The 12,197-nt window shown below is 66.6% G+C and carries 12 protein-coding genes; 4 read left to right on the top strand and 8 right to left on the bottom strand.

The window, feature by feature from the left end; translation table 11 throughout:
• The coding region (locus D472_RS0100995) for an aldehyde dehydrogenase family protein (RefSeq protein WP_017602634.1) at positions 1 to 1,297 on the top strand (1,297 nt) is incomplete at its 5' end.
• Positions 1,298 to 1,363: 66 nt separating this feature from the next.
• Here D472_RS0100995 and D472_RS0101000 read toward each other — a convergent pair.
• From D472_RS0101000 to D472_RS0101010, 3 genes are all read right to left on the bottom strand, one after another.
• Complete coding sequence (locus tag D472_RS0101000) at positions 1,364 to 2,065, bottom strand: polysaccharide deacetylase family protein (RefSeq protein ID WP_017602635.1); 702 nt, start codon at positions 2,063 to 2,065, stop codon at positions 1,364 to 1,366.
• A gap of 202 nt (positions 2,066 to 2,267) precedes the next feature.
• Positions 2,268 to 3,875: a polysaccharide deacetylase family protein gene (locus tag D472_RS0101005; protein ID WP_017602636.1), complete on the bottom strand. Its 1,608-nt coding sequence runs from the start codon at positions 3,873 to 3,875 to the stop codon at positions 2,268 to 2,270.
• Between the two features lie 150 nt (positions 3,876 to 4,025).
• Complete coding sequence (locus tag D472_RS0101010) at positions 4,026 to 5,093, bottom strand: hypothetical protein (protein ID WP_017602637.1); 1,068 nt, start codon at positions 5,091 to 5,093, stop codon at positions 4,026 to 4,028.
• A 181-nt stretch (positions 5,094 to 5,274) separates the two neighbouring features.
• Between D472_RS0101010 and amaB the strand changes: the two genes are divergently transcribed.
• From amaB to D472_RS0101025, 3 genes are all read left to right on the top strand, one after another.
• The gene (gene amaB, locus D472_RS0101015) at positions 5,275 to 6,822 is read left to right on the top strand and encodes an L-piperidine-6-carboxylate dehydrogenase (protein WP_017602638.1); all 1,548 of its coding nucleotides are present in this window, start codon (positions 5,275 to 5,277) and stop codon (positions 6,820 to 6,822) included.
• Between the two features lie 145 nt (positions 6,823 to 6,967).
• Positions 6,968 to 7,474 (top strand): MarR family winged helix-turn-helix transcriptional regulator, encoded by a 507-nt coding sequence (locus tag D472_RS0101020; protein WP_017602639.1) that lies wholly within the window; start codon positions 6,968 to 6,970, stop codon positions 7,472 to 7,474.
• A 2-nt stretch (positions 7,475 to 7,476) separates the two neighbouring features.
• Positions 7,477 to 7,902 carry an organic hydroperoxide resistance protein gene (locus tag D472_RS0101025; RefSeq protein WP_017602640.1) on the top strand — a complete coding sequence of 142 codons (426 nt, stop codon included), beginning with the start codon at positions 7,477 to 7,479 and terminating at the stop codon, positions 7,900 to 7,902.
• Positions 7,903 to 7,973: 71 nt separating this feature from the next.
• On the opposite strand, the gene D472_RS0101030 is transcribed toward D472_RS0101025, so the two are convergent.
• The 5 genes from D472_RS0101030 to D472_RS0101045 form a co-directional block, all read right to left on the bottom strand.
• Complete coding sequence (locus D472_RS0101030) at positions 7,974 to 8,411, bottom strand: DUF6292 family protein (protein ID WP_033302881.1); 438 nt, start codon at positions 8,409 to 8,411, stop codon at positions 7,974 to 7,976.
• Between the two features lie 38 nt (positions 8,412 to 8,449).
• Entirely contained in the window at positions 8,450 to 8,857 is a 408-nt protein-coding gene (locus tag D472_RS0101035) for a hypothetical protein (protein WP_152447862.1), read from the bottom strand.
• Between the two features lie 11 nt (positions 8,858 to 8,868).
• Positions 8,869 to 9,120, bottom strand: coding sequence for a helix-turn-helix domain-containing protein (locus D472_RS24495; RefSeq protein ID WP_033302876.1), 252 nt, complete (start codon positions 9,118 to 9,120; stop codon positions 8,869 to 8,871).
• Positions 9,121 to 9,503: 383 nt separating this feature from the next.
• The gene (locus D472_RS0101040; RefSeq protein WP_017602643.1) at positions 9,504 to 10,514 is read right to left on the bottom strand and encodes a hemolysin family protein; all 1,011 of its coding nucleotides are present in this window, start codon (positions 10,512 to 10,514) and stop codon (positions 9,504 to 9,506) included.
• The gene (locus tag D472_RS0101045) at positions 10,511 to 11,890 is read right to left on the bottom strand and encodes a hemolysin family protein (RefSeq protein WP_017602644.1); all 1,380 of its coding nucleotides are present in this window, start codon (positions 11,888 to 11,890) and stop codon (positions 10,511 to 10,513) included. Before D472_RS0101045 ends, D472_RS0101040 begins: the two co-directional genes overlap by 4 nt.
• Between the last annotated feature and the right edge of the window lie 307 nt (positions 11,891 to 12,197).

Here is a 12,197-nt window from a genome sequence, read left to right on the forward strand (position 1 = left end):
ACGCGCCCAACTGCGGGCCCTGCGCCGGCTGCTCGTCGAGGAGCGACCCACCCTGGAGAAGGCGCTCCAGGACGACCTGGGCAAACCCGCGCTGGAGGCGCACACCACCGAGATCGGTTACGTGATCAACGAGATCGACCACACGCTCAAGCACCTGGCCTCCTGGCTCAGACCCAAGCGGGTGACGGTGCCCATGGCGATGGCCCCGGCCAAGGCCCGGTGGGTGCGCGAGCCGCTCGGCGTGGTGCTGATCATCAGCCCGTGGAACTACCCCATCAACCTGACGCTGGCGCCGTTGGTGGGCGCGCTGGCCGCGGGCAACGCCGCGGTGCTCAAGCCCAGTGAACTGTCACCGGCCACCTCGAGCGCGTTGGCCGAGTCGTTGCCGCGCTACCTGGACGGTGAGGCGGTGGCCGTGGTCGAGGGCGGGGTGGCCGAGAGCACCACCCTGTTGGAGGAGCGTTTCGACCACATCTTCTACACCGGCAACGGGGCGGTGGCGCGCATCGTGATGGCGGCCGCGGTCAAGCACCTGACGCCGGTGACCCTGGAGCTGGGCGGTAAGAGCCCGGCGGTGGTGGAACCGGGGGTGGACATGGCCACGACCGCGCGCCGGTTGGCCTGGGGCAAGTTCACCAACGCCGGGCAGACGTGTGTGGCGCCCGACTACGTGTTGGCCATCGGAGCGAGCGCGGCGGAGTTGCAGCGTGAGCTGGCGGCGGCGATCACCGAGATGTTCGGGGCCGACCCCAAGGCCAGCCCGGACTATGGGCGCATCGTCAACGAGCGTCACCTGGAGCGGCTGAGCGCCCTGCTGGACAGCGGTGAGGTGGTCGCCGGCGGGCGTGTGGATCGTGAAGACCTGTACATGGCGCCCACGGTGCTGGGGAACGTGGACCCCTCCAGCCCGGTGATGGCCGAGGAGATCTTCGGTCCGATCCTGCCGGTGGTCTCGGTGCCGGACCTGGACGCCGCGATCGCGTTCGTCAACGAGCGGGACAAGCCGTTGGCGTTGTACGCCTTCACGGACTCGCAGGTGACCAAACGGCGTCTGCTCACCGAGACCTCCTCGGGCGGGGTGGGCTTCGGGTTGCCGATCGCCCACCTGGCCGTGCCGGACCTGCCCTTCGGCGGGGTGGGGGAGAGCGGTATGGGCGCCTACCACGCGCAGGCATCGATCGACACGTTCTCGCACGTCAAGTCGGTGTTGGACAAGTCCTTGGCCTTGGACACGATGCGGTTGGCCTATGCGCCGATCACGCAGTTCAAGGAGAAGGTGCTGCGCAGGATGCTGTGAGGGCAGGGGCGGCCCGAACACGCAGGATGGGCGTGTTCGGGCCGGTGTGCGTTACCCCGATGCGCTTCAGTCCATGGAGCGGGCGTCGCTGTAGGCGGTGCCGCCCACCATGTCCGATCCCATCATCTCGCTGACGGTGACGAACTCATAGCCTTCATCGGAGAGGCGGTCCAAGACCTCGGGGATGGCCTCGACGCTGGTCTTGTGGATGTCGTGGAAGAGTACGACGCTGCCCTGGCCGGTTTCCCGAGTGGTGATGTCCACGGTCTTGGCGGGGTCCCGGTGCTGCCAGTCGAGGGTGTCCACGTCCCAGAGCAGCATGGGTTTGTCGATGGCGCCGCGCGCGGTGTCGTCGAGTGAACCGTAGGGCGGGCGCATGGTGGCCGGTACCTGGCCGGTGGCCCTCTCGATGGCCTGGTCGGTGCGTTTGAGGTCGTCCTTGATCTGGTCGGCCGACAGGGTGGCCAGGTCGGCGTGGTCCCAGGTGTGGTTGCCCACCTCATGGTCCTGGTCGACCATGCGCCGGACCACGTCGGTGTAGGCGTCGATCTTGGAGCCTAGGACGTAGAAGGTGGCCTTGGCGTCGTGCTCGTCGAGCATGTCCAACAGCTCGTCGGTGTGTTCGCCGGGGCCGTCGTCGAAGGTCAGCGCCACGCATTCGACCTCGGCGCAGTCGGGTGCCTGGCGGACGTCGGCGGCGGCCGGCGCCGCGGTCAGGGTGAGCAGGCCGGTGGTGGTCAAGAGCCCGCCCACGGCGATCTTGTGCATCAAAGAGGTAACGTTCACGCGTTGGAATGTATGTCAAGGTGCGCCTGAGGGCAAAGAAAGATCCACTTCAGGGCCTACGGAGTGAGTAAGGACTCCTTGTACTCGGTCGGGAATGGAATCCGGATCCGCCCATGGATGCGGCGATGTGGTGGTCCAGGTCCGGCTCCGTGGGTAATGGGGATCCCATTGCCCGAATCGACCTTTAGTCGATCCGGGCGTCGGTGAGGATTTCGCCGGCGGGCAGGCCCTGCAGGCCGAACATCTCCTCGACCGTCACGAAGTGGTAGCCCTGCCGGTGCAGCCCTTCCAGGATCTCGGGGAGGGCGTCGACGCTGGTCTTGTGGATGTCGTGGAAGAGCACCACGCTGCCGGGCTTGGATTCCTTCAGGGCGTGGCGGGTGATGGCCTTGGTGTCACGGTTTCGCCAGTCCATGGTGTCCACGTCCCACAGGACGAGCGGGTGAGGACTGGCCTCGCGCACGGTGTCGTTGAGTGAACCGTAGGGTGGGCGCATGGTGACCGGGAGGCGGCCGGTGACCTGCTCGATGGCCTTGTCGGTACGTTCGAGGTCCTTGCGAACCCCCTCGGCGGACAGACCGGTCAGGTCGGCGTGGGCCCAGGTGTGGTTGGCGACCTCGTGGCCCTCGGTGGCGGTGCGTTCCACGATCTCGGGGAACTCCTTCACCAGGGAGCCCAGGACGTAGAAGGTGGCCTTGGCGTCGTACTCGGCCAGGTGGTCCAGGAGTTCGTCGGTGTGTTCGCCGGGGCCGTCGTCGAAGGTGAGCGCCACGCACTTGAGGCGTTGGCACTCCAGGGTGACCCCCGGGTCGGTGACGTCGGGGTCCACGATCAGGGGTTCGGGTGAGTCGTGGCTGTCCACGGCCGCGTCCCGTGCCTGGTGGCCGAGTTCGGACAGGTGCGGTTCGATGACCTCTGGGGCGATGGGCACCAGGATCTCGTCCCCGGGCTCGGCGTCGGGGATGTGCTCGGGGGCCATGCGTACGGCGAGGCCTCCGGCGGTGCTGAAGGCCAGATCGGCCAGAGGGGAATCGTCCCAGGATTCGGCGTTCTTCCAGAGTCGTTCGGTTTCGTCGAGGTCGACGGTCTCGTCGAGATCGTCGGTGTCCTGGATGACGTCGGTGTCGGGACCGTTGAGGACGGTTTCCGCGGAGTCGGCTTCGATCTTCTGCTCGGGTGTGGGGGAGGCGGCGGCCTCTCCTTGCCCGGATTCAGGAGCTTCGGCTCGGGCGGCGATCTCACCGAGCAGGCCGGGAAGTTCTTCGGCGGTCAGGTCGTATTCGCTGCGAAGGACCTCGGCCAGGTCCAGGTGGGCCTGGCCGAGCGCCTGTTCGTTCTTGAACAGGGAGGTCCAGGGCAGGACCTGATCGGTGTGGGCGTCGTACCACAGGGTGCTGGAGGAGTCGGTCTGTTCGGCCGTGGAGTCGTGCACCTTCAGGCGCAGACCGGTGACGTGTTCGGAGGAACCCAAGAGTTCGACGTCCTGCGTCAGCTTGGGATCGCTCCCGCCGGGGGACTCCTCCAAGAACGCGGTCTGGCGTTGGGCCATGGCGGTGCGCGTGTGGATGGTGAGGGGATGCGCTTGGCCCAGGACCGGATAGCGGTAGCTGACCGTACTGTGTTCGGCCTCTACCGACACGGTGCGCGTGTGTTGCTCGGGTAGGGCCACCGAGGCGAATCCGATGGCTTCGGTATCGGTCAGGGCGGTGTCCACCGCCTGGCATCCGGGAAGCAGGAGCAGACCCAGAACGACACTGACAGTGATGTTTCGTCGCAGAGAGGTGTCAGACACGGGGGGACCTTATCGAAAGTGGACACCCAAAAGTTAATCAGAGAGCGACGAGGCCAATGCTCAGGGTGACCAAATGCCTTTGGTCGCGTCGAAGGTGGGACTCGACGGCCCGACCCGCGTCCGGGCGTGTCGAGTCCACTCTCGGAAGGTCTATCCGTTCAGCGCGGCGGCCACGATGGCGCGTGTTCGCTCCAGGACCGGCGTGTGCTCGTGGGGCCGGGAGGTCTTGGGCAGGTGCACGTGGCCCGAGAGCGCCCCCGAACCGGTGCGATCACGCAGGAGCGTGTTGCGGTAGGCGATCTCATTGGACAGGTAGTCCCCGCCGCCACCGGATCGAGCGCTCGACCCCGCTCCGGGACCCTGGGGGCGCGTCACCGGTTCGCCCTCACCGGCGGGGATTTCGGTGACCTCGGTGTTGGCCACCACCGTGAACTCCCCTCCCACGGTGCGGACGATGTGTTCCACCGGCAGGGAGGTGCGAGTCCACTGAGGGCCGGGCCCTTCGGGCAGGGGAATGGGGCCGGTGCGGCTCGCCCCCAGGTTGTCGATGCCCCCACCGCGCCAGGCACCGTTGTGGACCTCCAGGTCGAAGCGGTCGGGCCGGCCTCGGCTGAGGGTGATGACGGCGTCGGCGACCCTGTGTCTGGGGGTGAGGGCCTCTTCGACCATGCCGTGGGTGAAGTCGTCCCAGCGCACCGGGAACAACGCCGAACGCACCACGGCGGTGCGCTCGCCCACGGGGAAGGTCCAACCGTGCAGGGCCAGGGCGGCGGCCCCCGAGGGGTTGGAACATCCCAGGTCCTGATCCAGGTGGAAGGGGTCGAAGCCGGTGACCACCACGCGCAGCCATTTCTCTCCCGGAGGGAAGTCGGGGTCGGTCAGGCCGCGTGAGGTCTTCTCCCACAGGTGCAGGAGTTCGGTGCGTTGGACCTGGCTCAGGTCGAAGGTGGGCCTCCAGGTGCGCAGCCGCGCCGACAGCATCAGGCGGGTCCAGTACAGGGGGCGATCGTCCATGGGGCCGGCGGGTGTGCGGGTGGCTTCGGTCCACAGGTGGAAGGCGTGGGAGGCGACCACCCGCCGGGCCCGTTCGAAGGTGGTGGCCTCGCGCAGGTCGGCGGCCAAGAGGGGGTCGGTGGCCGCGAACCCGGATCGGGCCAGAAGGCTCCGAGGGAGGGGGAGTCGGGCGCGGTTCTCTTCGGGGGTGGTGTCGTGGTGCACGGGGCCGGCTTGTCTGAATCGAGGGAGGGGGTGGGTCCGCCGAGTCTAACGCCCCTCGGTGGGGAACGAGCCTGAAAGGCCCTGGGGGCGATCGATCCTTGACGCCGGGGCTGGATTGTGGGGCCCGGACTTGGCACAGTGGTGAATCGACCCTCGTCCCTCTCAATGGAGAGAAACACCTATGCCGAATGGTGCACTTCCCGACACCCGGGTTCTCGTCGACCGTGCGCGGACCGCTCTGGAACGGTGCGGTGCGACCCACCTGCCCGAACCCGTCGGGGCACCCGGGCGGGCTCGCACTCCGATCACCGGCCAGGACCTGTTCCCGGTGGAGTTCGATACCCCCGCCAGCGCCGAGGAGGCCGTGAGCGCGGCCTCGCACGCCTTCACCTCCACCTGGCGGGACACGCCCGCACCCGAACGAGGGCGTCTGGTGCACCGTCTGGGTGAGCTGTTGCGCGAGCACAAGGAGGACCTGGCCGATCTGGTGACCATCGAGGCGGGCAAGATCCGCTCCGAGGCACTGGGCGAGGTGCAGGAGATGATCGACATCTGTGACTTCGCCGTGGGTCTGTCGCGCCAGCTGTACGGGCGGACCATGCCCTCGGAACGGCCCGGGCATCGATTGATGGAGACCTGGCACCCGTTGGGCGTGGTGGGTGTGATCACCGCGTTCAACTTCCCCGTGGCGGTGTGGTCGTGGAACACGTGTGTGGCCTTGGTGTGCGGTGACACCGTGGTGTGGAAGCCCTCGGAGCTGACGTCGTTGACCGCCTTGGGCTGCCACGGGTTGTTGATGCGCGCGGCCGCCGACGTGGGGGCGCCGGCCGACGTGCACCGGGTGGTGTTGGGCGGCGCCGAGGTCGGCGGCGTCTTGGTGGACGAGGCCCGGGTGGCGTTGGTGTCGGCGACCGGCTCCACGGCGATGGGCCGGGCGGTGGCGCCGAAGGTGGCGGCCCGAATGGGGCGTTACCTGCTGGAACTGGGTGGTAACAACGCCGCGGTGGTGACCCCTTCGGCCGATCTGAACCTGGTGGTGCGCGGCAGCGTGTTCGCGGCGGCGGGCACGGCCGGGCAGCGGTGCACGACCCTGCGCCGGTTGATCGTGCACGAGGACGTGGTGGATCAGGTGTGCGAGCGTGTGGTGGACGCCTACGGTCGGTTGAAGGAACGGGTGGGTGACCCCTTCGAGGGGTCGACGCTGGTGGGCCCTTTGGTGGGCGAGCGTGGCCACGAGGCGATGCGTGGTGCGTTGGAGCGGGCCCGCGCCGACGGGGGACAGGTGCTCGTGGGCGGTGGGCGCCGGTTGGAGAAGGAGGCCGAGGAGGCTTTCTACGTGGAGCCGGCGGTGGTGCGTATGCCCTCCCAGAGCGAGGTGGTCCAGGAGGAGACGTTCGCGCCGATCCTGTACGTGCTCTCCTATCGGACCTTGGAGGAGGCGGTGGAGTTGCACAACGGGGTACCCCAGGGTCTGTCCTCGGCGATCTTCACCCAGGATCAGGCCGAGGCCGAGAGGTTCTTGTCCGCGGCCGGGTCGGACTGCGGGATCGTCAACGTCAACATCGGTACCTCGGGGGCCGAGATCGGTGGTGCCTTCGGAGGTGAGAAGGACACCGGTGGGGGGCGCGAATCGGGTTCGGACTCGTGGAAGGCGTACATGCGGCGGGCCACCAACACGGTCAACTACGGGGGTGAGTTGCCCTTGGCCCAAGGGGTGGAGTTCCTCTAGCCGGTGAGCGAGGACCCCGTGGCCGTGCCGCAGGGCACGAGCTCGGGGTTCGACACGCCTCAAAAAGACGTGCGCAATAGTATTGTGTCCAACTTATTTTTTGTTACGGTGTCGTTGACGACCACGTGAGCGTGAGGGAGGGGAGATGGCCGATACCGACGAGGGGGACCCCCTCGCCTTGGACAATCAGCTCTGCTTCGCCCTCTACACCGCTTCCCGGGCCCTGACCGGGTTCTATCGGGAGATCCTGACCGATCTGGGCCTGACCTATCCGCAGTACCTGGTGATGTTGGTGCTGTGGGAACGGGGCACCTTGCCCGTCAAGGAGCTGGGGCTATCGCTGAGTCTGGACACCGGTACGCTCTCGCCCCTGCTGCGTCGAATGGAAGGGGCGGGGCTGGTGACCCGCACCCGCGGGCCCGAGGACGAGCGCATCGTGCACGTGGGCGTCACCGAGGAGGGGGAGCGGCTGCGCGAGCGAGCCGAGGAGATCCCCCATCGGGTCCTGTGCGCCACCGACCTTCCGCCGGAGGGGGTCAAGGACCTGCGCGTGCTGTTGGACCGTCTCACCCGTTCGGTGACCGGTACCGAACGGGAACCGAACCACACCGATCCGGGGCCCGGCACGAGGCCTGGCCCCAAGGGAGGGTAACCATGGCTTTTCAGAAGTTGTACACCGCCAACGCCACCGTCACCGGTGAGGGTCGCAAGGGCACTGGCAAGACCGACGACGGTCGTTTGTCGGTGGACCTGTCCGTGCCCAAGGGGGTGGGCGGTGACGACGGCCCGGGCACCAACCCCGAGCAGCTCTTCGCCATCGGCTACGCCGCCTGCTTCCACGGCGCCCTGAAGAAGGGGGCCGCGCAGAACAAGACCAAGGTGGAGGGCTCCACCATCGACTCCGAGGTGACCCTGGGCAAGGACGAGGCCCTGGACCTGGTGGTGGCGCTGACCGTGACCCTGCCGGGTCTGTCGCAGCAGGAGGCCGACGAGCTCGTGGCGGCCGCCCACCAGGTGTGCCCCTACTCCCGTGCCACGCGCGGCAACATCCGGGTCGACCTGGTCGCCAAGACCGCCTGAGCGAGCGTCCCCGGCGGGGCCGTGCACATGTCGTGTGCGGCCCCGCCGTCGTGCTCGGGCACCGCGAGGTGTCACAGGGCGCGGAAGGCCGCCAGGCGTCGCTCGAAAACCAGGTCGACCGGGTGCGCGGTGGTGCGTGAGCGGTCCATGACCATCACCATCTGTCGGATGCCCGGGCGCAGCAGGGTGGTCGCCGCGTGGGTGAAGGCCTCAGGGTCCAACAGGGGCTCGGCGCCCAGAACCAGGGGTCGGCGGGCGGCCTGCTCCACGTGGAACCAGCCGTGCCTTTCGTCCCAGGTCAGCAGCAGATCATCGCGCTCGGTGCCCTGCAAACGGATCAACGCGCTTCGGATGTCCTGGTGTTGTAGTTGACTCTGAGGAAAACACACCTGAGGTGAACGAGGGATTTCCTTACGGAGTCGGTCGGCGCAGGCGTAGATGTAGGCATGGTGATTGAGCGGCCAGGGGATGGTGTTGGCGTCACTGTAAAGGAGACGGTTATTGATCATGGATACGGTGAAGTCCTCTTGCATGGGTGGTCGTGGGATCAGGAACCTTCGAGAACGGTGAACAGCACCGTTACCGGGTAACCGGAGTGTGCGCCACGCAGGGTCACCACGCGTTCGCGTCCTTGGTTTCGCTCACGCCGTGATTCCTTGGGCTCGTCGAGCTCGGCCTTCCAACGGGCGACCACACCGTCGGGTCCGAAGAAGCAAGAGGCGTGATCACTGTTGCGGGCGGCGGCGTAGTGCACGATGCTCTGGCCATCGGTGTCGGTGACGCAGGTGGTCAGGCCCGGCCATAGGGCGGGATCGCGCTCGAGTACCTCCGCCATGTCGCGGGCGCAGGCGATCATCCGCCGAGGGCCCGGGATGAGCGGTTCGATGGGAAACGCGGGGCCCTTTCGGCGGCGTGGCAGTGGAAGGGGGCGTTCGGTCACGGTGAGTGAGTTCAAGGGATCACCCTTCAATGATTATCCGTACTGCTTTCTTCGTGAATGAGGGATTCGCGTCTTGCTTTCTCGACGTACAGGTTCAGCGACTCGCACGTAATTCTTCGAATCCATTTCTTCGGTCCGATCTTTACCGACTCCAGTTCTCTGGAATAGCAGAGATCGTAGACCACGCGTTCGGACACATCCAGAATTTGCGCAGCCTTGCGAACGCTGACCAGGAGCTTCTTCTGCTCGATGACGCGGATGTCCCGCGGCTCAGTCATGGTGTGAACCTAGCAATCGTAAGTGGCCTGTGTACAGAGATGAGGTAAGGTTCGCCCTCAGCCTATTAGGGCCTGTATGTCAAGGATCGGGACTTTAGTCACTGGCGGCGGTGGGAGTTTCGACTTCGCTTGCCTTTGCGAGCTTTTGCAGGCCTTGAAAGAACGATCACTCGGAGAAGTCCAAAAAGAAGGAAGATTTTTTTCCGTGATCTTCGTCGCTCGGTGCGCGCATGAAAAAGGGCGTGAGGAAGATTCTTCCGCACGCTCGCTTTTGGGTTCTGGGAGGGGAGGGGTGAAGACCCCGGCTGACCAGGGGCGGAAGGGTCCGGACATGAGACGGGGAGGGCTTCGAAGCCCTCCCCACAAAAGCCGTCCCCTAGGGATCAGACGGCGGTGTCCAGCAGCAGCAGTCGGTCCAAGATGTCCTGCAAGGTGACCAGACCCACCAGGTTCCCCTCGTCCTCGACCAGGGCCAGATGGTTGCGGCTCTCCCGCATGATGCCCATGGCCGCGTACATCGGTGTGGCCGGGTCCAGGGTCAGCACCGGACGCATCAGGTCCGCCGCGGTGGTCTGGGCCTGCCCGGTCAGGGCCTCACGTACGTGCACCACTCCCACCGGCTCGTCGTGTTCCATCACGACCAGACGCAGGTGGGTGGACTCGCGGGAGACCCGCTTGATCTCCTCCACTCCGGCGTCGGGTCCCACCCAGGCGATCTCCTCGCGCGCGGTGATGTGTTCACTGATGGGCTGGGAGTTGACCTCCAAAGCGGTGGCCAGCTGGTCGCGACGTTCGGGATCCAGGGCACCGGCCTTGGCCGAATGCTCCACCAACTCGCGCACGTCCTCGGGGTTGTGTCCGCTGATCAGCTCGTCCACGGCCTCCACACCGAAGCGGTGCAGGACCCGGTTGGCCATGTTGTTGAGCATGACGATCACCGGACGGGTCACCCACATGAACGCCCGCATGGGGATGGCCAGCAGGGTCGCCGACTTCTCCGGGTGCGAGATCGCCCAGGACTTGGGGGCCATCTCACCCACGACCAGGTGAAGGAAGGTCACGATGATCAAGGAGAAGGTGAACGAGAGCGCGTAGGCGATCCCGTCGGGCAGACCACCGAAGAGCGGCTCCAACAACTGGTGGAAGGCCGGTTTGGAGATCGCACCCAAGGCCAGGGTGGCCAGGGTGATACCCAATTGGGAGCCGGCCAACAGTAGCGACAGGTCACGGGCGCTCTTGAGCGCGGCCCGTGCCGAGACGCTGGTGTGGGCGGCCTCCTCCAAGCGGTAGCGGCGGGCCGCCACCAGGGCGAACTCGATGGCCACGAAGAAGGCGCTCAACGCGATGAACACCACGGTCAGCACCAACGCCAACCACACGTTCATGTCACTCATGCCCGCACCTTCCTCAGCTCCTCGTCGGCGACTTCGCGCAACCTGACCTCGACCGTGTGCGGCACGTGCCGCTGGACGGCGTTCACGGTCAGTATCAGCGCCATGTCGGGGTCGCCCTCATGGGCGCTGGACGGTCGGGGCAGGAGCAGTTCGATCCGATCGCCCACCCGCGGCAGCCGGGGCAACTCGTGGATGACCAGACCGCCCAGGGTCTCGTAGTCGCCCTGGGGCAGGTCGTACCCGATGAGACGTTCGACCTCGTCGATGTGCAGGGCACCGGGGACCAGATAGCCGTTCTCACCACCCAAGGGGGCGGGGGAGTCCTCCTCGGGGGTGTGCTCATCGGCGATCTCACCGACCAGCTCCTCGGCCAGGTCCTCGATGGTGACGACGCCGGCCAGGCCGCCGTACTCGTCGACCACGCACGCGAACTCCTCGTCGGCTTCACGGAGTTGGTCGATGACCCCTGGCAGAGGCAGGGAGACCGGAACCATGACGGTGGGCCGGGCCACCTGGCTCACCCTTATGCCCGATAGGTCGCGATCGCCCAGGGCGAGTACGTCGCGCAGGCAGATCACACCGACGATGTCGTCCACGCCCTGACCCAGGACGGGGAAACGGGAGTGACCCGAGGCCATGAGTTCCACCACGCGGCTGACCGGGTCGCCCTCCTCCACCGTGGTCACCTCCGGACGCGGGATCATCGCGTGTCCGGCGGTGCGCTCGGGAAAGTCCAGGGTGCGGTCGAGCAGGGTGGACACCTCGGCGGGCAGGTCGCCGCTCTGGCGAGACTCGGCGATGATGCGCTCCAGGTCGCGGGGCGTGGCCGCGTGTTGGACGTCCTCGACCGGAGTGATGCGCACGAGTTTGAGCAACCCGATGGAGGCCTGGTCGAACAACCAGATCACGGGGCCGAAGATCTTCAGGTAGATACCCGTGGACAGTGCCAGCCGGCGAGCGACCGGTTCGGGTCGGGCGATGGCCAGGTTCTTGGCGAAGAGCTCCCCGAACACCATCTGGACGATGGTGGAGAAGAGCAGGGCCAGAACGGTACCGATGGCCAGACCGGTGCCGGCGGGTACACCGGCTCCACCGAGCAGTTCCCCGACACCGGCACCGATCATCGGTTCGGCCACGTAACCGACCAGAAGCGTGGTGACGGTGATGCCCAGTTGGGCACCGGAGAGCATGAACGAGGTGCGATTGGTGATGTTCAGGGCCCGTTGGGCGCCGTTGTCACCGGCCGCGGCCCGCGCCTTCAGGCGTGAACGGTCCACGGCCATGTAGCCGAATTCCTGGGCGACGAAGTAGCCGGTCGCCACGGTGATCAAGAAGACCACCAATGCCCCGAAGACGATACCGAGGACGGTGCTCATCGGGCACGCACCGCCTGGTTCCGCCTGGTGACAGGGTACTTACGAAGGTGCGCACCCTTCCAAGAAGGGGGCTCGTCGGAGTCGGAGTCACAGCATCCACGGGGGATGCTGTTGGTACTTCGAGACGGGTCCACTGTTCCTCTCCCTGCGCCGTGGCGCGTTGGATGTACGAAAAGTATGTGGTTCTTGGTCGAAGAGGAGACGCCTGGGGCCGGGAAAAGATTCCCGGGTGGGGTTCCCCTCAGGAACCGATCGGCGCGTCGGCGTCGTCGCCGAAGCCGACCCATTCGCGACGGCGGGCCCCGGA

Origin of the sequence: Nocardiopsis alkaliphila YIM 80379 (genome assembly GCF_000341005.1) — a bacterium.
Lineage (GTDB): Bacteria > Actinomycetota > Actinomycetes > Streptosporangiales > Streptosporangiaceae > Nocardiopsis > Nocardiopsis alkaliphila.